Origin of the sequence: Holdemania filiformis, assembly GCF_003459085.1 — a bacterium.
Lineage (GTDB): Bacteria > Bacillota_I > Bacilli_A > Erysipelotrichales > Erysipelotrichaceae > Holdemania > Holdemania filiformis.
Genome location: NZ_QRUP01000021.1, coordinates 1 through 20,510, shown reverse-complemented (window position 1 = coordinate 20,510; position 20,510 = coordinate 1). Strand labels below are relative to the sequence as shown.

Sequence of the window (20,510 nt, the reverse complement as noted above, 5' to 3'; positions counted from 1 at the left end):
ACGATGAAACAGTTCAGAAATGATTTTCTCTGGGGCGGCGCCACCGCCGCCAATCAGGTGGAAGGGGCTTATCTGGAAGATGGAAAAGGGATCAGCGTCGCGGATGTTGTCACATCTGGCTCGCATACCTCACCCCGCCGGATTGCACTGGATCAAAACGAAGCTTATCACTATCCGTCGCACACTGCGGTTGATTTCTATCATCATTACAAGGAAGATATCGCGCTGTTCGCTGAAATGGGATTTAAGGCCTACCGGATGTCGATTTCCTGGGCGCGCATCTATCCCAACGGCGACGATGAAGCTCCCAATCCCAAAGGGCTGGAATTCTATCATCACGTCTTTGCGGAATTAAAGAAATACAACATTGAACCGGTGGTTACTCTCTCGCACAGCGATATTCCGCTGGCGATTGCGTTGAAATATCATGGCTGGATCAACAAACAGGTGATCGATCTGTATGTCCGCTATGCACTCACGCTGTTTGAAAATTATAAGGATGAAGTCCGCTACTGGATTCCCTTCAATGAGATCAACGACATGTTCCTGCCGATGAGCGCGCTGGGGCAGGGGGCTTTGATCGATCCGCAGGCCCAGTTCATTCATCAACAGAAAGACGATCCTGACGAGCGCTTCAACGCCTTGAACAACATGATGATCGCCTCAGCCAGAGCGGTGGTCCGCGGCCGTCAGATCAACCCGGACTTTCACTTTGGTACGATGATCTGCCACATCACCCGCTATCCGCGAACCTGTCATCCCGAGGATGTGCTGCTCGTATTGAAGAATGATTTGTTCTATAACAATACCTGCGCGGACGTGATGTTGAAGGGCGAATACCCGTTTTACGCATTGAATGAATTTGAAAAACGCGGCGTGCGGCTGCAGCTGAATGAGGAAGAAAAAGCGATCCTGAAAGAAGGCGTCTGCGATTATTACACCTTCTCCTATTATCAAAGTATTTCAGAAAGCACTCAGGAATTCAGCGAAGAAACCAGCGGCAACATCATGGGCGGCATCAAGAATCCTTATTTGCAGGAAACGGCGTGGAACTGGCCGATCGATCCGGTCGGTCTGTGCACAACCTTGTTAAAGGTATATGATCGTTACCGGGTGCCGATCATGATTACAGAGAATGGCATCGGCTGCGTGGATCAGCTGAGTGCCGATGGAAAAATACATGATGATTACCGTATCGCTTATTTGCGGGATCACATCCTGGAGATGAACAAAGCGGTGGACGACGGTGTGGATCTGATTGGTTACATGGCCTGGGGTTGTCTGGATTTGATCAGCGTGTCGACCGGCGAAATGAAAAAGCGCTATGGTTTTATCTATGTTGACCGGGATGATGAAGGCCGCGGCAGTTATGCCCGGATCAAAAAGGATTCCTTCGCCTGGTACCAACAAGTCATAGCTTCCAACGGAAGACAGCTGGATTTTTAAAGTGTTTCCGCTATTTCGATTCACAATCTTCATCACTTTCCGCCTGTGCCGTGATGGATAATGCCGGATCCAGGCACTCCCTTAAAAGGAAATCGTATCGGCGATATTCTTAAACGAAATAGAAGTTTCATAGAGCATGAGAGCGGAATTGCGTTGTAGTCTTCCCATGGACTTCATCCGTTTAGCATCGATTCACAATACTAAAAAATGTGCTTTTTCCTTCCGAAATTCGCACATTTTTTTATTTTCTTTTGAGCTATCAATCACAGCTTTTTCTCGTAGTGTTTATTGTTTCCTTTAAAAAGCTCATCAGTCAGGGGATTAAAGCAATAAGCAAGCGAGGCATTAAACTTTCAGATGTCCATGTTCCGGATGGTTTCAATGATCAGCGCGTTGCTTTGAAGACAGGTTAAAATTGCCAGGAAGGTCTCGATCGGATCTTCCATTTGGCGGGCGTCCAGCCGGGCGGCGACTTCAATCGAGGGTTCCGTTCCCGCTTTCATCTCCGTTAAATAAACTTCCTCAATGATTTCCTGGATTTTATCGTTCATCTTCTGTAATTGATCGAAGGCATACAGGAAAAATACCGAGGTTGGTTTTTTGTTTTTAAAGAATCGCCGAAACTCGGGATATTTATCTTCCGGATCCTCCCACGCCTGATTGATCCGATTTTGCAGATCCTGTTTGATTTCATCGACACTTACCTGATTGTCCTGAGCCAGCTGTTCCAGCAGATCTTGTACTTCTTCCGGCATCTTCGTAACCTTCTTTCTTCCTGAATTCCTGGATTTAATTTTTGCGTGCAATTCGATTTTGATAATAAACGGCTTTCGAATAATTGTTCTTGCGAATATAAGTCTCGCATAACAAGTCCGTGATGAATTTGGCGGAAAGGTCGTTGCCCGCTTTGAGCGCGAACTTTTGAAACTGGATCAATAGACGCTGCAGTCCCGCTTCATCCTGCGCCAGTGTCAAATGGACGATCGCAATAAAGTGCGAGGCAAACGGATCGTTTTTATCCGGCGTACAGCTTTGAATCAAGACTTCCGCTTCCTGGGGACGATTCAGTTTGATGAAGGCCCAGGCCTGCAAGGCGCGGTGGAAATCATTCAATTCGACAGAAGAACTATATTGAACGCAGTAGCGTTGGACATCTTCATAGCGCTTCGCCAGAATACAGGTGAAAAGAATATTATGAAGGACCTGTTGACGCTGGTAAAGCGGAATCTTGATGGTCGTCTGATCCAGAATGGAACAGGAAATTTCCAGCGCTTCCTCCATCATCCCGTTTTCCGAATACAAAACAGCCTCGAAAGATTTACTGAAAATCAAACGGAGATAATTCTGTTCATCGAGAAAGGCGCGCTGCGCTTTGAGATTGTGCTTGTCAGCCAGGAAATGATTATTTTCCCGGGCATAACAGATTGCCAAATTGTAATGGGCGATCGAAGTTACGGATTCTCTCTCCTTCATCCCCAAAACTTTCAACATGGACTCCTTAAACAAATCGCTGCGGCTGTTCGCAAAGGACATCCCCAGATACAAATAATAAATCTGAAGTAGCTCCGGAGTAAACAATTTTACGCATTTTTTCAGAATCTCCCGTGTTTCTTTCATCGCCCCGTTATTTTTATTCAAGACCTGTGCAATAAAGGTTGTCAGCATCCACTTTAGCGCAAGCTCGGACTCCATGAGAACAGCCTCGGATTTAGCCAGCTGATCGATCAGTTCCTTGACCCGGGCCTGATCGTAATACGCCGCCGCGTGGATCAAGTCGTCCATCATTCTGTCGTATTTCTGAACCTGCCGGTTATTTTTCTTGATCTCAATTCCCAGCTGGCGCAGGATTTTCGAAGTGATCGCCGGATCGACTTCCTTCCCGGACTCGATCTGACTTAAATAACTGGCTGTGATATTGCATTCATGGGCTAACGCCGCCGCTTTAATTCCTTTTTTCAGACGGGTTATCCTTATTAAAGCGTTGACTTGTTTCATTCGCTCTCCTTTACTGTAAATTCTATAAAAACGGCACAGGGAAGCGCCGTGTTTTAAACCATCTTTATTAAGCGTGTTTCCTTGTTTAATCTGAGTTCGGATAATATAATTTTTGTATCAAGTACTTGAAAAGAGAGGAGTAATCAACCATGAAGTCAATTTACTTATCTGTTTTATCAGGTACTTTTCCGTTATTTGATTTTTACCAGTTCTTAGGGATCTAAGCCAACAACAGAAGCAGGATGATTTCGCTTCGCTTCCTTAAACGCTCGCCGGGATTGGAAAACGAAACAGATATTCAATTCCGGGATAGTAAGTGAGGAAGAGGAGAAGAGGGTCATCCTCTTTTCTTTTACTTTCTTTTGGATACAGACAGAGGAATGAACGGCATCCGGAGCGGTGATTTTATGTCAGCGGGGTCTGGCCGTGCTGCAGGAAGTCGACGATCTGATCCCAATCGTAACCCAGCGCGGTTAAGATCATGAAATAATCAGGAACCGGGCAGTTTCCGCCTTGTTCCAGGCTGTTCAACTCTTCAATTCTAATTTTAGTAATACGGGAAAGGGCTTCGATTGTCACGCCTTTGTCAATCCGGATTTGGCGCACAGCGGAACCGACATCCGGGAATTCTTTGTTTTCCATAAGTTAGCACATAACCTCCAAACCAATTTTATCATGCGGCTAGTTATAATAAAAGCAGGAATTGGAAGTTATTGACTAATTCAGGGTGGATGCAAAGGTAGCGATGGCATGAAATTGAACGAGGCAACGCTTAAGAGAATCGATGAACTTCGCGCACAACGGGGCTGGACGTATTATGAGCTGGCCAAGGTGAGCGGTGTCAGCAAGAATACATTTTACAATTATAAGCGGGAGCCGGATAAGTATCTGACGCTTCATACTTGTTGTAAGATTTTAGGCGCGTTCGATATGTCGTTTAGTCAGTTCTTCGACAGTGAGTTATTCGATAATTTAGAGGATGGACTATAACGATGAAATTTAGTGAAGCATTACGAATCAGAATTAAAGAGTTGTGCGGGGAATATCACATGAATCCAAGTACGCTGAGTCAGAAGGCCTGCGGCAACAGTACGATTTCCAGTTTTATGTCAAAGGATCAGGAAACGTTGTATATGCCGACGATTTATAGTATCTGCTTGGCGCTGAATCTTTCGCTCAAAGAGTTCTTCGATTCTCAATGCTTCGACGATATTGATGAAATCAACGAGATCCGCAATCAGAATCAAAAGCCGGAATAAAGGAAAGCGAGGGTCTTGAGCGTTCAGTTTCATTTCTGATGATTGTTGACGGATAACGAAGATGGGCGAAGAACTTCTTGGTAAACAAAGAGAACTTGGCAGAAAACTTATTCAACGCTGCCTGTCAATAAATCTGCAGGGAATGAAAAAGACCACCCGCGGATTCAGATTTTTAGAATTTTGAATGATTGAAATAGACGCTTGCCATCCAGACAAGGGTTTTTTTGTTTTTGTCCGATTCATTCGTAAACATCAAGAACTGGAAAATAAAAAGAATCGCGGCAGAAACCGAAATGAAAGTTGGTTCCTTTTGATGAAGCTAAAACGCAGAATCTCATGAATCCGCAAGGATGAATATGCTACAATGAGAAAGACAAAGGCAGGGATAAACGATGAAGAAATGCAGAATTACCGTGATGAAAGTGATAGAACATACCGATTTGATGGAACGCTATGAAAATCCGATGCTCCATGCCTGCGACCTGCGGGAAGGCCAGGTCTTCATCGCCAACGGCTGGGAAAAGCCGGAGGGCTTATGTGATAGCGCTTGGTCAAGCCTCTCAGCGTTCGTAATGACGCTGGCCCACGGCGGGGAAAATCTTTACGAAGGCTGGATGAAAAATCCCCGCTCTGCGATGATCTCCTGCAACGACGGCTTCCGACCGGTCAGCTTTTATATTGAAGCGCTCAAGGAAGACGCCGATCCGGTTCCCACCCAGGGAATAACGGGGAACCGATGAGGAGAAGGACGATGAAAAATAGAATCAATGCCGACCAGGAAAAAACACGGAATTTTCACCAGTATACCGTAGGGGAAATGGCGGGTCTGTTGTCGATGAGCGCGCCGACGATCCGCTTCTATGACAGTCAGGGCGCGGTTGTGCCGCATCGCGACGAAGATAATCAATACCGAAAGTATACCGTGGTGGATGGCAACTACCTGATCAAGATGAAGGAACTGAAGAACGTCGGGGCCTCGCTGCAGGACTCGGTCCGGTTGTTGAACGACGTGGATCTGGAGGAATACTGCGCCGGTTTCCGTCAGCTGGAACAGGCTGAACAAAAACGGATCGAGCGCCAACAACTTCTGCTGCAGGGATTCCAGCGGAAAATCGCGCTGATCGAAAGTCTGGAAACCGAGCTGAATCAGATCACGCTGGGTATGCGGCCAGCTCTCTGGCGGATGGATCATCAGATCGAGGATCAATTTAGGGCACAGAAAGCAGCCGTCACCGCGCGGGCTAACTGGACTGACTGGATGCCGGCAGCGGATCTGTCCTTCCTGTTTTCAGCCGTGGATCCGGAGCATGCGCTGCATTGGGGATTCGCGATGGAAGCACCGCTGGCCGAGGCGCTGGAGCTGGACAAGCAGGACAGCGTCTACTACCCCGCCGTGCCGTGCGTCCGGATGGTATTCTGTACGCATAACGAAGTGCTCCTGCGCTATGAAAACCTTCAACCCGCTCTCAGCTATCTTGAAAAACACGCGTTCGCGTTGGCCGGGGACATTCTTGGCCGCAGTATCGCGCGGGTAATGGGGAAGGAAAATACCATAATTCACTACTATGACGTGTGGCTGCCGATCAAAGATCGGGAAATTCTCTGACCTTCAGCGCTTGACCTTCAACCTTATATAACGCTTATACTTTGTCCAACGATACACAAGTTAAGTATCGAAGGGAGGAAAGTGTTATGGCATTAAAAAAGAAAAGCTTCCTGCTTCTGCTCGGCGCGATGCTGGCCACTGCGGCCGGCTGTTCCGCAGCGCCGCAGAATCCATCCGCATCCACCGCTGTTCCGACAGCGGAATCCCAGATCAAAACTGAAGCCGATGTGATCGTCATCGGCGCGGGCTTATCCGGTTTGTCCGCTTCCGTGCGGGCAGCGGAACAGGGCGCGGAGGTAATCCTGCTGGAAAAGATGGCCTATGCCGGAGGCAACTGCATTCTGTCGACCGGAATTCTTCAGGCCGCCGGAACAAAGCTGCAAGCTCAGGCGGGAATTGAAGATTCCCCGGAACAATATGCGCTGGATATGGCACAGGGTGCCAGTGCGGATCGCGATCCTGTTCAGATGAAAATGGTCAGCACTTTGTCCGGCGAAACCTTGGATTGGTTGGCTGATAACGGTGTCGAATTTTCAGATAAGGTAACGCAGGGCGTCGGCAGTACGGCCTATCGGGCACACCAATCCATGCCGGACGCGAACGAACTGGTTTCCGGACTGGTGGACGCTGCCAGTCAAAAGGGCGTGATGATCCAATATGATACGCCGGTGTTGTCGCTAATGACGGATGATCAGGGTAAAGTTACAGGAGTTGTTGCCAATCAAAAGGGTCAGCCGGTTGAATATACGGCGAAGGCTGTAATCATTGCCAGCGGTGGTTTCGGCGGCAGTCCTGAAATGCTTTCTAAATATTGGGGCGACGAGTATGCGAAAATGACCTACGCCGGAAGTCCGGGAACGACAGGTGAAATGATTGAGGAAGCCGCAAGACTGGGAGCGAAATTAACGGATATGGATAAAGCGGCCTATGGCTCGCCGACGGTTGAGGTGAGTAAGAATATGCTGATCACAGCGATGGTGCTTTCCGGCGGAGCGATCCTGACGGATTCCACAGGGAGCCGCTTCTGCAATGAGACCGGTGATCCGTTCGACACGTCAAAAAGTGTGGTCGAGACGCAGGAACCGTTTGTTTTTGAAATTTTTGATCAAAATGTCGCTGATAATGTTTACAAGGTTTCTGTTTATCAGAATATGGGGATTGTGGAACAGGCGGACACCGTGGAAGAACTCGCTGAAAAAGTAGGTTTGCCTGCGGATACCCTCAAAGCGACAATCGAGCAATATAACACGGCTGTTAAAAGCGGAAAAGATGAGTTTGGCCGAGCCATCTTTACCCAGCCTTTGACCACCGCGCCATTCTACTGCGTTAAGGTAGCAGCCGGAGGTGTCATGACCTTTGGCGGATTGACGCTGGACGATCAATGCCGGGTCTTAAAAGAAGACGGTAGCGTGATCGAGGGCTTATACAGTGCCGGGGAAGCGACTGGCGGTTATCGGGCTTACGGCTATGTTTGCGGCGATGCCAACGCGCATGCTGCGGTAACCGGAAAAGTCGCCGGAGAATCTGCCGCCGCGTATGCTGCTCAATAAACTGCGTGTTCGCTTTGCCGATCTTGTAAATATCAAAAAGAGATAAACTATATACATGGGAAGCAAATCAATCAGTTCTTGTATGAATGTGGATTAACAAAAAGCGAGTTGTTTCAAGCAAAATTTAAAGCTTGAAACAATTCGCTTTTCTTTTATTCACTATTATGTTCAATCGCGGATTAAGGAATTTCTTTCTGTTTTCTGATGAGGAAAAGTATAGACCAATTTTGCAGTCATGCATGATCAACGCTATCCGTGGTTACTTTGATAATTTTCTTTGAGTTTAACACTGCCTGCATGCCGCCGCTGATAGACCTTGGGTGATACTCCCTGGATTTCCTTGAACAGCTTGGAAAAATAAAACAGATCGTCAAAGCCTGACTGCCATGCCGCTTCGCTGACAGAAATATCCGGTTCGCTCAGCAGCTGGGTGGCTTTGCGGATTTGGAGTATGCGCCAGTATCGCAAAGCGGTAACCCCCGTTTCCTGCTTGAACAACGCACCGCAGTACACGACGTTTAAGCCGCTGACCCAAGCGAGATCCTCCATGGTGATATTCTGCGTCAGGTGCGATTCGATGTAAGTTTTCATCTGCCGGACATGCGGATTTTCCTGCATTGCCCAGGCTGTCTGATACAGCTCGTCCAGAATCTGATAGAATAACGCTTTGCAATGCAGCCGGGACAACGGCTTTTCCGTCAACCAGTGCCGGTTGAAATCCTGAAATAACGGCAGATAGAAATCAAGCGAATCCAAGGTCAGAACCGACTGAGGCAAGGCCGGCAGCGGCTGATCGCTGAAAAAATCAAAGGATTGCAGCGTCAGCGATTCCTCCACAAACCGTTCGGCTTCCCGCAGACTGCCCGCCGGAATCAGAAGAACCTGATTTTCGGTTAAAATCTGTTCGTTTCCGTCAATTTTATACAATGCTTTTCCCTTTAATATGAACACAAGATTGTTGTAATTGATGCGATCCTGTTTCACCCGCCATTCTAAAGTACATTCCCGCTGAATCGCATAGCGGAACGTCACGTTGAAATCCTGCATTACCCTTCCTTCTTTCTTTAATTTATACAAAAAAACCTTAACCTTCCTATTTATCATAGCGAAAAATGATGATAAACTCAAGACAGAGAAGAAAGAGAGGTTTTCCATCATGGACCGTATCCAATTTTTAGATAAACCCCAAGCGACAAAAGCAGAAATCACCGCTGCGCTGGACCGTGCCTGTGCCCAAGTAGAAAAAAATCTGCCGGCGTTCACGTATTCATACCAGGCTGCCAGCAGCACCGATTTATTCTATCAGCCGATCATCAACAAGGACTGGACCAACGGCTTCTGGACCGGTGAAATCTGGCTGGCCTATGAACACACGAAAAAGAACATCTTCAAATATGCCGCGCTGATTCAGGTGGAGGACTTCTACAAACGGATCAATGAGGAATTCAGCGTTGATCATCATGACCTGGGTTTCCTGTACTCCCTGTCCTGCGTCGCAGGCTACAAGCTGACCGGCGATGAAACGGCGAAGAAAGCCGCGATCATGGCAGCGGAGAAGCTGATCACCCGCTTCCAGGAAAAAGGCGAATTCATTCAGGCCTGGGGCGAGATGGGCGATAAGGACAGCTACCGGCTGATCATCGACTGTCTGTTAAACCTGCCGCTGTTGTACTGGGCCAGCGAGGTCACCGGCGATCCGAAGTTTGCGGATATCGCGCATAAGCATATCCGCACCGCGATGAAGTGCGTCGTGCGGGAGGACTATTCGACGATTCACACGTATTTCTTCGATCCGGAAACCGGACTGCCGCTCAAGGGCGTCACGCATCAGGGCAACCGTGATAATTCCGCATGGGCACGCGGGCAGGCCTGGGGCGTTTACGGTACGATTCTGAGCTATCAATACACGCAGGATCCGGAATACCTGGAGCTGTTCCGCCACATCAGCGATTACTATCTGCGCCATCTGCCGAAGGATCTGGTTCCATTCTGGGATTTCGATTTTACCGACGGCAGCAGCGAACCGCGCGATTCCTCCTCGGCGGCGATCGTGATCTGCGGCTTTCTGGAAGCCGCGAAGGTGCTGGACAAAGAAGAAGCGGAATACTATACGAAGCTTGCGTATCAGATGATGAAATCGCTGATCGACAACTATGAGGTTAAGGATTGGGATTCGACCAACGGCATCCTGCTTCACAGCACCTATAACCGCCACACGCCGACCAACACCTGCCGCAATAAGGGCGTCGATGAGTGCTGCAGCTGGGGCGACTACTATTATATGGAAGCCCTGACGCGGATGGTGACGGACTGGAACCGGTATTGGTAAGGAGTAAAGCATGAAGAAAAACGAATTTTTTGCACAGAAGAAACAATTTTTTGTCAATGACGTGGCGGCGGTGAAGGACTATGTTCTAACCCATTGCGCGCAGGATCAGATCGACAAGATCATCGCCCGGGCAGACGAAGCCTGCGCTCAGAGCTTTCGTTTCGATCTGCGCTGGGATATGGAATACACCGAAATTCCAGTCGTGTTTGAAAAGGAGATCAACTGGCTGCATCAGCCGGCGGATGATCCGGAATGGATCTTCGCGTTTAACCGTCATCATTTCTGGATCACAATGGGACAGGCGTATGTGCTGACCGGAGACGAGAAATATGCCGAGGCGTTTGTCAAACAATGCAAGAGCTGGATCTGCCAGATCAACCTGCGCGATCCGGACTGTGCCAATGCCTGCCGGACATTGGAAACGGGAATCCGGATGAATCTGTGGATCAAGGCTTTCTGTCTGTTCCGCAACAGTCCGGCGCTGACCGACGGTTTCTGTTCGCTGTTTGAGGAATCGATTATCGAACAGGAAAAGTTCATCATGGAAGTCTGGAACAGCACGAAGATCATTTCCAACTGGGGCGTGCTGGAAAACCACGGTTTGTTTACGGCGGCCTTGTTGATGCCGGAACATCCGTTCAGTGAGGAAATGCGCAAGGAAGCGCTGCGCCGGCTGGATCTGCAGCTGCAGCGGCAGGTGTATCCGGACGGCGTGCACTGGGAACAATCGACGATGTATCACAACGAGGTCGCGCAGGATTTCCTGGAAGTGAAGATTCTGGCCGACCGCAACGGCATCGCCTTGCCTTCCGGATATAATGAGCGGCTGGCGAAAATGATCGACTTCTGCGTCGAACACCGCAAACTGGATGGAAACGAAATGGCGATGGGCGACAGCGACGATATCGACGTGCGCGACATCATCACCAAAGCAGCCGTCAGCTTCAACAATCCAGCCTGGAAAGCCGCCGGATATCCGGAGTTTGATTTTGACTGTGTGTTTGATCTGGGCGCGGAAGCGGCGACGGCGTATGCTTCCATGCCGTCCATCCCGTCCGGTAAGCGCAGCGTCATCTTCCCGGATAGCGGACATATTTTCTGGCACAGCGATGATTCCGCGGATCAAACGTGGCTGCATTTCACCAACGGCGTCCACGGCGGCGGGCATGCCCATGAGGACAAGCTGCATGTCGATCTGTTTTACCGCGGTGAGGATATCGTGCGGGACAGCGGCCGGCTGACGTATGTCGATAAGCCGGAACGGTATGAGTTTAAAGGACCAAAAGCGCACAATGTCATCGAACTGGACGATCAGCCGTCAATTCGCTGTAAGCGTTCCTGGGGATATCATAAGCGTTCCTGGTCGCTGAACACGCAGATGAGCGAAGCCGGCAGCTTCCGGCTGGCGCAGGGGGCGGCGTTAGGCTACATGGATTTGGAAACCGGCAGCGCAGTCCTCAGCCGGAAGGTAGTTTGGCTGAGGGAAGATCTGATTCTTGTCCATGACGAGATTTACGCCAACCCGAAGGATAAGCATAAAATCGTGCAGCGCTGGCATTTCTCGCCGGACGCTCAGGTTACGCTGAAAGGCCAGACGGCGGGACTGACGCTGAACAACAGCGACTGTGAAGTGCTGACGCTGGCGGAGCAGGCCGAAGTCCGGCTGACGGACACGCGGCTGTCGCTGCATTACAATACGACGACGCCGTCGGTCATGTTGGAAACCGAGCTGAACGAAGCGGGATTCACTTCGATCACAACGATTTTCTCACTCAACCCGAAAGGGGAAAAAGCGCCGTGCTTTGCCGTACCGGCTCCGGTCAGTCTGGTGAGTCGGCAGGATCGTCCGTTTGCGAAATCGGTTGCGGAAGGCTGGGTGATCCAGAAGGGCGCCGATCAGTTTACCGTGATGATCGCGCATGAGGATTATATGGGACCGTCCGACGCGGTTTTGGTCAACGAGCGCCAAGGCATGGGACATGTGATCGTCTGGGCCGGACTGGATAAAGAACAGTGGGGCACAACGCTGGCTTATTAAGCGGACTGTCAAGGGAATCAGTTTAGAATCAAGAATCAAAAGCAAAATAAAAGACTCTCGCTCAACCGGAATGATCAAAATCCGCATGAGGGGGAGTCTTTCTTTGTTTTGAAGAAAGGCCAGACTGTGATGATCAGAGGGAACAATCTTGGCGGATCGCTATGCCCGGGTTAAGAAATCAAGGATTCGTTGTTGAAAATTGCCGGCTTCCTCATAAGCGGCATGACCCAAGCCCGGATAAATCAAAAGAGAAGAGGTGTTCAGCTTTTCAGCCAGATCGCGGGAAGCCTGAACGCCGACGATGTGATCGCACTCGCCCCCGATCACGAAGACCGGGCAGGAGATCTGATGGATTTCTTCCAGCGCGTCATGATCAAGACAAGCCTGAGCCTGCGTGAGAAACCGGTCGAAGGTTTGAGGTTTCCCCCATCGGCTGAGCAGAGGAAGAAATCGGCGGTATTTTTTGAGATAGGTTTCGGAATAAGACTTTTCAGCTGTATCGATCATCAAGCTGGAATAATCCGACTGGTTTGCCATGCGGATCCAGTTTTGGAGGACATCGCGGGTCATCTGAGCAGGCTGCGCTGTGGTGAGGGCCAAGACGAGCCGGCTGACAAGCTCCGGATAATCGACTGCGAGATACTGGGCGATCATCCCGCCCTGCGATACGCCCAGAACGGAAGCGGCTTTAATGCCTAATGTTTTCATGGCAAGAGCCTGATCGGCAGCCATTTGCCGCGTGGAATAGATTGAGGGCAGCGTATTCCGGCGGCTGAACAAATAAATTTTAAAGTGCTGGGCAATCCGCCGGTAGCTGAACGCAAAAGAGAGCGCCTGAAACTGGCCATGAACGGGAGCCAGTCCATCGCCCAATCCGGGCAGAATGACCAGTGTTTTTGGACCTTGGCCAAAGACAAGATAATTCATCGTATCGCCGTTGATGGCAACCTGAGCGCTGCGGGCAGAAGTGAACATCGGAATTCCCCCTTTTGAAAGATATCATTGTATTTCTTTGCGTTCCCTGAACTTGTATAAAGTCCTGCGGATATTCAACATTCTAAAAATCAGGGTAAGAGAATGGGATTCGTATCCTTTCCCGGGAAATAATCAGGCCGCCAATTTTAGAAATGTTTCCTCAGCGGCAGGTTTTATCAGATCATGCAGAATGTCGGGCAGTTCCATGACGATCAAGCGGTCATCATTTCTGATGGTCCAGATCACAGATGCCGAATAACCGGAGGAAGCGGGATCTGAAACGGCCATGGTTTGTTCCGTCCATTTTACACCGCCCGATTCGCGGAGTGTTGCACTGGGACCGCTGAAAATCGTGGACAGACCGCAAGTTTGATCACGCTGTTGTTCATTCACATAGAAAAGCACAGGTTCACCAGATTCCCGCAGAATTTGGTAGGTGGTATAGCTGGCGGTGGCAGCGGAAGGCAGAGCCAGGACAGGCGTGAAATTTTCTGCCCAGATCAGAGTTTCGACCACTTTCATCTGATCACCGGCCTGAAATTGCCGCTGAGTATCAACGAACAGGAAAGGGGCGCTGCGAACCTGGAGGCCGGTGCAGGTGGGATTTTCCATGGAATCCAGAACCTTGATATTGACGTTGCGATAGGTCAGACCGCCGGCTAACAAAAGCAGGATCAGCAGGCTGGTGAGAAAAAAGCGATGTTTTTTCATAAGGTATTCTCACTTTCTAAAAGCGTAACTAAAATCAGAATTTCGCTTATTTTGTCTGAGTTTCGATCAGGTGACGAAAAGTTTTCTCAACGGTTGGCTGAATCCGATCGATCAGGAAATCAGAGACTGTGGGGGTTTAGACTAGTTTCAGAAAAAGTAGTTCATGTGGGATCGGATTAACTTATCTTACTTCCATCTTAACAACGAATATGGAAAAAGGAAAGCAGGAGTGAAACGGTTCTGAGAAATCCAATAAAATCTACGTGTTTTCTGATTGACAAGAGAACAAGAGTGGCGAAAAAAAGAAGAAATCATAACGTTTCTTCTCTTTTCTTGACTTTGTTTTCCAGTTTTTTCTTGATGATGTTTTTTTGCTGCATCTGGAAAGATACCATTAAAGAAGTTCTCCATTTTCCAAAATGACTTGAGCATACCAGGCAGCTGATTTTTTATATGAGCGTTGCAGTGTTCCAGATCCGTCATCATTTTGATCTACATAGATTAAACCGTAGCGTTTTCGCATTTCTCCCGTGGTTGCGGAGATCAAATCAAAACATGACCATAGACAATATCCAATGCAGTGAACCTGATCTTCGGTCAAGGCTTGTTTTAAAGCTTGCAGATGTGCCTTTAAGTAAGCAATGCGTGGCGCATCATCGAGCAACTCCGAACCACTAAGTTGTTCCTCCATCCCAATTCCATTTTCACTAATTAGAATCGGTAGTTGATAGCGACGGTCCATAAGGTTCAAGGCATAGCGCAGGCCGGTAGGATCGATTTGCCATCCCCATTCTGTTTCTGGCAGCCGCGGATTTTTTCCACCCTTGAAATGATTTCCCTGAGGATACTGACTTTCATCAAGCATACATACAGTTGAGGAATAGTAATTAAAGGCAATGAAATCGAGCGTTCCCGCTTGAAATTTTGCGTCGTCTTCCAGCTTTGTATCCAGCTGAATCCCACGCTTTGCCAGTTGACGACGTTTGGAATCCGGAAACTTTCCGTGACAGAGTGTATCAGCGATGTATAAATCATTTTCTAAGCACTGCAAACTTTTTAGCGCTGTTTCCGGTTGGCAATCGAACGCATAACTGGGATGCAGCGCCAATACACAGCCAACTTGATTCTGAGGGTCAATTGCATGAGCTAGACTTACCGCTTCCGCTGTTGCAAGCATCATATAATAGGAACTTTGTGCCGCGATCTGAGGAATATTATATTCCTGGTCGTAGCGGATGCCAGATACCCGGTAGGCGGAAGCCATCGCGGCTTCGGTTGTATTTTCATTATGGTTGATTTCATTGAATGTCAGCCAGCGTGTCACCTTTCCATGAAATTCGTTAAATAAGGTCTTACAATAGCGAAGATAATAATCAATCATTGCTCTGTTTTTCCAGGCACCTATCGATTGTGCCAGCACCAGTGGAATTTCAAAATGACTGATCGTAATGATGGGTTCGATTTTGTGAGCAAGCAGAGTATCGATTAGTGCATGATAGTAACGCAGTCCCTCGGCGTTTGGTTTGCTTTCCATTCCCGTAGGGTAAATTCGCGTCCAGTCAATTGATAACCGCAAGCACTTTATTCCCAAATGAGCGAGCATTTCAATGTCCTGCGGCCAGCGATGATAAAAATCAATTCCCGTATGCGATGGATAACGAACATCCGGATCCACCTTGTCGTCCAACTGACGAACTTTGCCTATTCCACCAAGCCGGGCGATATCTGCGGTACTGACGCCTTTACCCCCTTCGTTCCATGCACCCTCGCATTGATGGGCGGCAATGGCGCATCCCCACAGGAAATCCTGAGGGAAGCTGGTTTGATAGTCACTCATGCGGCTGATCCTGCAAGAAGCGTTTTAGCTTCAATAAATTAACAGTCGTGTGATATTCACTGTAAATACTCATCAATGTATCTTGTGCGTGAGAGAACAACAAGGTAGGATGAAAATTATCATCATTAATCGTTGTTTGCAGCACTCCTGTCTGAAGTTTATGTGCTTCCGTAATTTCTTTTTTTGCTTCTTTTAAGAAATGTTCCGGATTTTCGTCTAACTTTTCAAAAATTGAGTTCAGGATCGTTCTGCCGTTACCAGCGTGCAGAATTATTTGCATTGCTACCTGATTGAGATCTTCATTCGTGTATTTCATAGGTCAATTCCTCCTTGTTTTGAGAGTCTGTTTTCAAACCGAGTTCCTGCATTTCCTCAGCACAACATTGCCGATCGTAAATCTTAAAGAAAGGATAATAAACAATCCAGGAAATTCCGAAATTAATGAGAGTCAGAAGCGATCCGGCGATAGATTTGGTCGCGAAGAAAGCAACGATTGGCTGCGGCATAAATCCAAAGTCCCACGGTGCTGCAGGAATAGGTACGAATCCATATTGCAGCGCGAGATAAACGACAATTGGACATACTAACTGGCAGATCCACATAGGGATCATTAAGATCGGATTAAACGCTACTGGAATTCCAAAGATCAGCGGTTCGTTGATATTACATAAGGAAGGAATTAATGTTGATTTTCCAATTAGACGTAACCTTTTCGATTTAGCCAGAAAGGCGATCATGATCGCTAATGATAAAGTGACTCCGGAACCACCAACCATAAATAATCGGACTGTTTCTTTCAGAAAGATATTCGTGGGGGCGGCTCCAGCTGCGACTAACGCCATATTGTCGCCCATACCCTTTAACATGATCGTTTGAGTGATCGGCGCCAGAACCCAGGCTGAAATGCCGAATGAATACAAGAAGCCATAAGCAATGAAACTTAAAAAGACAAATCCCCAGAATGATTGACCGATCGCGATGCATGGTTGAAATAACTGGGCGATCAGTTCAAAGATGTCGATGTGCAGCTGGAAAGTAAAGAGCCAGCCAACCATAAGGATTAATGTAATCGGAATCAATGTATCAAACCAGACTGTGATAAAATCTGGAATCGGCGTATCTTCTGAGAAAAAGGAACGTGAAGCGAAAAGATTCATGATCATTCCAGTAAACAGACCTGACAATAACGCTGCAATCATGCCGCTGGAACCCAGTTTCGCAAATGTCAGTGTCATGTTGCCATCTTCAAACAATGGATTAACTACCATCAGGAAGAAGGCGATTCCCGCCAGGCCGGCTTGTTTTGCGGTCTTGGCATGATGCTTTTTGATCATTACAGTATTGGGAATCAGATACGCTAAGAATAAAGATAATAAGCCGAAGGAGAAGCTTGACAGTAAAGTAAAATCGGGAAATCCTGGAATGAATGATCGGAAGATTGACAGGATTGTGACCAGAGAACCAATCAGAATGACCGGCATTGTTGTGAGAATTGAATCTTGGATGGATGCAATCCAAGGATTTTTGGCGATCTTGTTCATACGCGGTGCAAAGCTTTCAGTCATCCATTGCATGAATCTTTTCATAAACTGACCTTCTTTCCTTCTTCCTGAATACATTTCAGCGCAAAATCAAGCACGGATTTACCATCCAAAGAACCATAAGCCCGTTCATCAATAATACGAACGGGAACGTGGTAAGGTGCAGCGATTTGCAGAAGATCATTGAGCATGTAGCGGAGGTGAGGACCAACGAGCAGCAGATCAATTGATTCGATGTATTCTTCAATTTCGGAATCGCTTCGGGCTTTGACGTTGATTTCTAAATTCTCTTCTTTGGCTGCTTTGCGAATATTCTTTGCCATAAATCCACTGGAAGCGCCAGTGCCGCAAACTAATAAGATGTGTAACATAATCTTCCTCCTTCTTCACTTAAATTTAAAATGTTCGTAGCTTTCGTTGACAATCGGCCGATTGCAATGCATAAACTGAAACGAAGCTATTCATGAAGCACACCTTTACGATAAAACATTACCGAAATGATTACAAATCGCTTGAGTTCCGGAGAGTAGGAACTTTTTCTGTTTTCTTTTCGACGCGAGTTTCATTATACTTATAGTGAAGAAGAAGATGGGAAGGGGCGTGCAGACATGAAAGAATCACGTGTAACGCAGATGCTGGAACTGTTAAAGGCAAAACCGGAGATCTGGATCCGGGCTGCAAGTTTGGCTGGACTGCTAGGCGTGTCAACCCGTCAAATCCGTAAATATGTGGCGGCTGTGAATGATGGCTTTGCACTGCCCGTGATCCTTTCCAGTGATAAAGGATATCAGCTCAACCGGGAAGCATACCGACAATATCAACTGGAAAAAAGAATGCGGAAGGATACACCGGCGGTTCGTCAAAATTATATTCTTCAGGAGCTGGTGATCATTGGGAGTCTGTCAGTTTTCGACTTGTCTGATTCTCTGTTTGTCAGTCTTGCCACAGTGGAAAAGGACTTAAAAGTGATCCGGGAAACATTAAAAACCATGGACTTAGATTTAATGCGTTCGCAGAATACAGTCCAGCTTGTTGGAGAAGAAGTAGCTAAACGCAGACTTATGAGCCTTCTGATTACGCAGGAAACTGGCAGTCGGTTCGTTTTTGATGAGGAAATCGGCTTGCTGACTTTTCATTATCAGATCTGGGGATTTCGGTCAATGATTCGGCAGCTGTTTGATCAATGCGGGATTTTTACCAACGATTACGCATTGAACGTCATCACGCTGCATTTAATCATCATGATTGACCGTATTCGCGGTGGTCATTCGTTAGAAGACTCCGTCGATCTGAATAAAATTGCCGAGCTCCCCGGATATTCGGTTGCGCTAAAAATTGCAAACTATCTGCAACAGGAATTCGGCAAAGAATTGAATGAAGCTGAACTTTACCATCTGACACTGGTGATCGTTAACAACACAACACAGCTGGATCCAGCAAAAATCAATGCCGGCAACATCCAAGAATTCATTGAGGAACAATACTTACTGCAAGCAAGGAACGCTGTCCGGGAAGTGGAAGATCATTACTGCCTGGAATCTTTTTCAGAGGAATTCATCGCTAAATTCGCAATCCATATTCAAAATTTGTTTTACCGCGCTGAACATCAATACAAAATAAATAACCCGCTGACAGCTGAAATTAAAATGTCATATCCATTGATCTATGATATTGCGGTCTTTATCGCCCAGTATTTAAGTAAATCAGCTAACCTAGAAATCAATGAGCATGAGATTGCTTATATTGCCTTGCATATTGGTTCTTATTTTGAAAACAACGGGAAAGGAAAAATGAAGATCAGCGGTTGTTTTGTGTATGCCGATTATTATGCGCAATATACACAGATCATTAGTAAAATAAGAAGACAATTTGACGATCAGCTGATGATCCAGACTGCGGTGTCCATTAATGATTATGACCCGCAGCGTTATCCGGCGGAGCTTACTTTAACAATGGCAGAGCTGCCAGACGTACCGAATGCGTTAGTGCTGCATCCTTTTTTGACCGCTGGTGATATCCAAGCTCTTGGTGATCGGCTTGATAAATTAATCAAGCGGAAACAAATCCAACGGTTAAAAAGTCAGTTGATGGAATTCTTCAATCCAAGTTTGTTTTATAAAGAACTGCCTGCTATGTCAAAGGCCGATTTATTGAGAAAAATGTGTGATGAGGTTGAACGTCTTGATTATTGTTCTTCGACCTTTTACACAGAAGTAATGGCTCGAGAAATGATGAGTAGCACGGCTTTCAATACGGTTGCGATTCCCCACACGCTGTCTAAGGAAATCCAACATAATTTTATTTCGATAGCGATCAGCGAGAAGGGAATGAACTGGGAACCTCAGACAGTTCATCTGGTTGCTTTGTTAGGTGTTAGTGAAGCTTCACGTCATCTGTTTTCAGAAATTTTTGATCAGCTTGTAGAAATTTTTAGTGAACCTCAGGAAGTAGCTGAATTAGCGGCGTCAGTTAGTTTCGATCAGTTTATCGCTCTGTTAAGTTTAAAAATGAGCTGTGAGCTTAAAGAGTAAAATGAAAAAAATTAGATGGGTATGTGATATATAGTGTGTTCGATATAATCCTGAAGGGTTAAAAAGAAGGGGGAGAAGAAAGATTAAAATCCTTAATAGGTTTAGTAAACCTGAAAAATCGTAGTTGAGCTTTTGGGGCAGGCTATTTATACTGAAATCAAGAGGTGATGAACAATGATTGAAACGTTTAGAGTTAAAACCAGTCTGGATGAATTTGAACGCATTGTGCTTCTTTACAAGGCACAGGATGGAAAAACATTCATCGGCCATTCTTTCTATTATGGCGGCCGTGATGGTTCGGAATATCTGTTGTTCCTGTATAAAGATCCGCTGCCTCAGGGCGGCTTGCTGGAAGGCTGGAATGAATTAGATGAAACGTCCTATCATATCACGATCGTCGGCGTTCATGATCACCGGATCGCGGTTGAGGACTTCCTCGTCTGCCACAATCCGGAGCTGACCTGGGAAGATGTGGTCTATGTGCCGGTGCATGATTTTACCGAGGTGGACAGCGTCTACAAAGAACTGGATCCGCAGCCGGGCCGGGCGTATGCGTTTGTGATTGGAAAGAGCGCAGCGGAATAACAAATCAAGCATCATCAAGAAAATGATGCAAGCATCATTCTGAAAGACAAAGCTTTCCAGAACCCCTCGTCAGTTTCTTGCCTGGAGGGTATTCCTGATTTTAGATC

At 47.2% G+C, this 20,510-nt stretch carries 20 protein-coding genes; 10 read left to right on the top strand and 10 right to left on the bottom strand.

The features are described from left to right. Positions 1-3: 3 nt before the first annotated feature. Positions 4-1,446, top strand: coding sequence for a glycoside hydrolase family 1 protein (locus tag DWY25_RS14080; protein ID WP_117895774.1), 1,443 nt, complete (start codon positions 4-6; stop codon positions 1,444-1,446). Between the two features lie 353 nt (positions 1,447-1,799). Here DWY25_RS14080 and DWY25_RS14075 read toward each other — a convergent pair whose 3' ends face one another. The 3 genes from DWY25_RS14075 to DWY25_RS14065 all read right to left on the bottom strand — a co-directional run bounded on the left by DWY25_RS14075 (position 1,800) and on the right by DWY25_RS14065 (position 4,083). Next, positions 1,800-2,201: a hypothetical protein gene (locus DWY25_RS14075; RefSeq protein WP_006058136.1), complete on the bottom strand. Its 402-nt coding sequence runs from the start codon at positions 2,199-2,201 to the stop codon at positions 1,800-1,802. A 34-nt stretch (positions 2,202-2,235) separates the two neighbouring features. Further along, complete coding sequence (locus DWY25_RS14070; protein WP_117895773.1) at positions 2,236-3,441, bottom strand: helix-turn-helix domain-containing protein; 1,206 nt, start codon at positions 3,439-3,441, stop codon at positions 2,236-2,238. Between the two features lie 405 nt (positions 3,442-3,846). Continuing rightward, positions 3,847-4,083 (bottom strand): helix-turn-helix domain-containing protein, encoded by a 237-nt coding sequence (locus DWY25_RS14065; protein WP_117895772.1) that lies wholly within the window; start codon positions 4,081-4,083, stop codon positions 3,847-3,849. 108 nt (positions 4,084-4,191) lie between these two features. On the opposite strand from DWY25_RS14065, the gene DWY25_RS14060 reads away from it, so the two are divergent. From DWY25_RS14060 to DWY25_RS14040, 5 genes are all read left to right on the top strand, one after another. Continuing rightward, positions 4,192-4,431: a helix-turn-helix transcriptional regulator gene (locus DWY25_RS14060; protein WP_006058133.1), complete on the top strand. Its 240-nt coding sequence runs from the start codon at positions 4,192-4,194 to the stop codon at positions 4,429-4,431. Positions 4,432-4,433: 2 nt separating this feature from the next. Next, entirely contained in the window at positions 4,434-4,700 is a 267-nt protein-coding gene (locus tag DWY25_RS14055; RefSeq protein ID WP_147336695.1) for a helix-turn-helix domain-containing protein, read from the top strand. Between the two features lie 392 nt (positions 4,701-5,092). Next, positions 5,093-5,440 (top strand): TIGR04076 family protein, encoded by a 348-nt coding sequence (locus tag DWY25_RS14050; RefSeq protein WP_006058130.1) that lies wholly within the window; start codon positions 5,093-5,095, stop codon positions 5,438-5,440. Between the two features lie 11 nt (positions 5,441-5,451). Further along, positions 5,452-6,306 carry a MerR family transcriptional regulator gene (locus DWY25_RS14045; protein ID WP_181981841.1) on the top strand — a complete coding sequence of 285 codons (855 nt, stop codon included), beginning with the start codon at positions 5,452-5,454 and terminating at the stop codon, positions 6,304-6,306. Positions 6,307-6,392: 86 nt separating this feature from the next. Then, positions 6,393-7,856 (top strand): FAD-dependent oxidoreductase, encoded by a 1,464-nt coding sequence (locus DWY25_RS14040; protein ID WP_117895769.1) that lies wholly within the window; start codon positions 6,393-6,395, stop codon positions 7,854-7,856. A 249-nt stretch (positions 7,857-8,105) separates the two neighbouring features. Here the strand turns inward: DWY25_RS14040 and DWY25_RS14035 are convergent, their stop codons facing one another. Beyond that, positions 8,106-8,903, bottom strand: a complete 798-nt coding sequence (locus DWY25_RS14035) for an AraC family transcriptional regulator (RefSeq protein WP_181981840.1) — start codon at positions 8,901-8,903, stop codon at positions 8,106-8,108. A 109-nt stretch (positions 8,904-9,012) separates the two neighbouring features. Here DWY25_RS14035 and DWY25_RS14030 point away from each other — a divergent pair, with 109 nt between their 5' ends. Both DWY25_RS14030 and DWY25_RS14025 read left to right on the top strand, forming a co-directional pair. Further along, positions 9,013-10,185, top strand: coding sequence for a glycoside hydrolase family 88 protein (locus DWY25_RS14030; protein WP_117895767.1), 1,173 nt, complete (start codon positions 9,013-9,015; stop codon positions 10,183-10,185). Positions 10,186-10,195: 10 nt separating this feature from the next. Continuing rightward, on the top strand, positions 10,196-12,223 hold the full coding sequence (locus DWY25_RS14025; RefSeq protein WP_117895766.1) for an alginate lyase family protein: 2,028 nt from the start codon (positions 10,196-10,198) through the stop codon (positions 12,221-12,223). A 159-nt stretch (positions 12,224-12,382) separates the two neighbouring features. On the opposite strand, the gene DWY25_RS14020 is transcribed toward DWY25_RS14025, so the two are convergent. The 6 genes from DWY25_RS14020 to DWY25_RS13995 form a co-directional block, all read right to left on the bottom strand. Continuing rightward, entirely contained in the window at positions 12,383-13,198 is an 816-nt protein-coding gene (locus DWY25_RS14020; RefSeq protein WP_117895765.1) for an alpha/beta fold hydrolase, read from the bottom strand. 132 nt (positions 13,199-13,330) lie between these two features. Beyond that, on the bottom strand, positions 13,331-13,909 hold the full coding sequence (locus DWY25_RS14015) for a hypothetical protein (RefSeq protein ID WP_117895764.1): 579 nt from the start codon (positions 13,907-13,909) through the stop codon (positions 13,331-13,333). Positions 13,910-14,303: 394 nt separating this feature from the next. Then, the gene (locus DWY25_RS14010) at positions 14,304-15,746 is read right to left on the bottom strand and encodes a glycoside hydrolase family 1 protein (RefSeq protein ID WP_117895763.1); all 1,443 of its coding nucleotides are present in this window, start codon (positions 15,744-15,746) and stop codon (positions 14,304-14,306) included. Beyond that, positions 15,739-16,062, bottom strand: a complete 324-nt coding sequence (locus DWY25_RS14005; protein WP_117895762.1) for a PTS sugar transporter subunit IIA — start codon at positions 16,060-16,062, stop codon at positions 15,739-15,741. Before DWY25_RS14005 ends, DWY25_RS14010 begins: the two co-directional genes overlap by 8 nt. Then, positions 16,046-17,332: a PTS sugar transporter subunit IIC gene (locus tag DWY25_RS14000; protein WP_117895761.1), complete on the bottom strand. Its 1,287-nt coding sequence runs from the start codon at positions 17,330-17,332 to the stop codon at positions 16,046-16,048. The genes DWY25_RS14005 and DWY25_RS14000 overlap by 17 nt, the downstream gene beginning before the upstream one ends. Continuing rightward, complete coding sequence (locus DWY25_RS13995) at positions 17,329-17,658, bottom strand: PTS sugar transporter subunit IIB (protein ID WP_117895760.1); 330 nt, start codon at positions 17,656-17,658, stop codon at positions 17,329-17,331. Before DWY25_RS13995 ends, DWY25_RS14000 begins: the two co-directional genes overlap by 4 nt. A 237-nt stretch (positions 17,659-17,895) precedes the next feature. On the opposite strand from DWY25_RS13995, the gene DWY25_RS13990 reads away from it, so the two are divergent. Together DWY25_RS13990 and DWY25_RS13985 are read left to right on the top strand one after the other, a co-directional pair. Continuing rightward, complete coding sequence (locus tag DWY25_RS13990; protein WP_117895759.1) at positions 17,896-19,818, top strand: BglG family transcription antiterminator; 1,923 nt, start codon at positions 17,896-17,898, stop codon at positions 19,816-19,818. A gap of 174 nt (positions 19,819-19,992) precedes the next feature. Then, positions 19,993-20,403, top strand: a complete 411-nt coding sequence (locus DWY25_RS13985) for a hypothetical protein (protein ID WP_117895758.1) — start codon at positions 19,993-19,995, stop codon at positions 20,401-20,403. Positions 20,404-20,510: the final 107 nt, after the last annotated feature.

Bases quoted from the DNA above. Each gene is read 5' to 3' on its own strand.
- DWY25_RS13995 (WP_117895760.1), bottom strand. From the start codon at position 17,658: ATGTTACACATCTTATTAGTTTGCGGCACTGGCGCTTCCAGTGGATTT.
- DWY25_RS14065 (WP_117895772.1), bottom strand. From the start codon at position 4,083: ATGGAAAACAAAGAATTCCCGGATGTCGGTTCCGCTGTGCGCCAAATC.
- DWY25_RS14070 (WP_117895773.1), bottom strand. From the start codon at position 3,441: ATGAAACAAGTCAACGCTTTAATAAGGATAACCCGTCTGAAAAAAGGA.
- DWY25_RS14020 (WP_117895765.1), bottom strand. From the start codon at position 13,198: ATGTTCACTTCTGCCCGCAGCGCTCAGGTTGCCATCAACGGCGATACG.
- DWY25_RS14045 (WP_181981841.1), top strand. From the start codon at position 5,452: ATGAAAAATAGAATCAATGCCGACCAGGAAAAAACACGGAATTTTCAC.
- DWY25_RS14035 (WP_181981840.1), bottom strand. From the start codon at position 8,903: ATGCAGGATTTCAACGTGACGTTCCGCTATGCGATTCAGCGGGAATGT.
- DWY25_RS14025 (WP_117895766.1), top strand. From the start codon at position 10,196: ATGAAGAAAAACGAATTTTTTGCACAGAAGAAACAATTTTTTGTCAAT.
- DWY25_RS14030 (WP_117895767.1), top strand. From the start codon at position 9,013: ATGGACCGTATCCAATTTTTAGATAAACCCCAAGCGACAAAAGCAGAA.
- DWY25_RS13990 (WP_117895759.1), top strand. From the start codon at position 17,896: ATGAAAGAATCACGTGTAACGCAGATGCTGGAACTGTTAAAGGCAAAA.
- DWY25_RS14080 (WP_117895774.1), top strand. From the start codon at position 4: ATGAAACAGTTCAGAAATGATTTTCTCTGGGGCGGCGCCACCGCCGCC.
- DWY25_RS14015 (WP_117895764.1), bottom strand. From the start codon at position 13,909: ATGAAAAAACATCGCTTTTTTCTCACCAGCCTGCTGATCCTGCTTTTG.
- DWY25_RS14000 (WP_117895761.1), bottom strand. From the start codon at position 17,332: ATGAAAAGATTCATGCAATGGATGACTGAAAGCTTTGCACCGCGTATG.
- DWY25_RS13985 (WP_117895758.1), top strand. From the start codon at position 19,993: ATGATTGAAACGTTTAGAGTTAAAACCAGTCTGGATGAATTTGAACGC.
- DWY25_RS14055 (WP_147336695.1), top strand. From the start codon at position 4,434: ATGAAATTTAGTGAAGCATTACGAATCAGAATTAAAGAGTTGTGCGGG.
- DWY25_RS14050 (WP_006058130.1), top strand. From the start codon at position 5,093: ATGAAGAAATGCAGAATTACCGTGATGAAAGTGATAGAACATACCGAT.
- DWY25_RS14060 (WP_006058133.1), top strand. From the start codon at position 4,192: ATGAAATTGAACGAGGCAACGCTTAAGAGAATCGATGAACTTCGCGCA.
- DWY25_RS14010 (WP_117895763.1), bottom strand. From the start codon at position 15,746: ATGAGTGACTATCAAACCAGCTTCCCTCAGGATTTCCTGTGGGGATGC.
- DWY25_RS14040 (WP_117895769.1), top strand. From the start codon at position 6,393: ATGGCATTAAAAAAGAAAAGCTTCCTGCTTCTGCTCGGCGCGATGCTG.
- DWY25_RS14075 (WP_006058136.1), bottom strand. From the start codon at position 2,201: ATGCCGGAAGAAGTACAAGATCTGCTGGAACAGCTGGCTCAGGACAAT.
- DWY25_RS14005 (WP_117895762.1), bottom strand. From the start codon at position 16,062: ATGAAATACACGAATGAAGATCTCAATCAGGTAGCAATGCAAATAATT.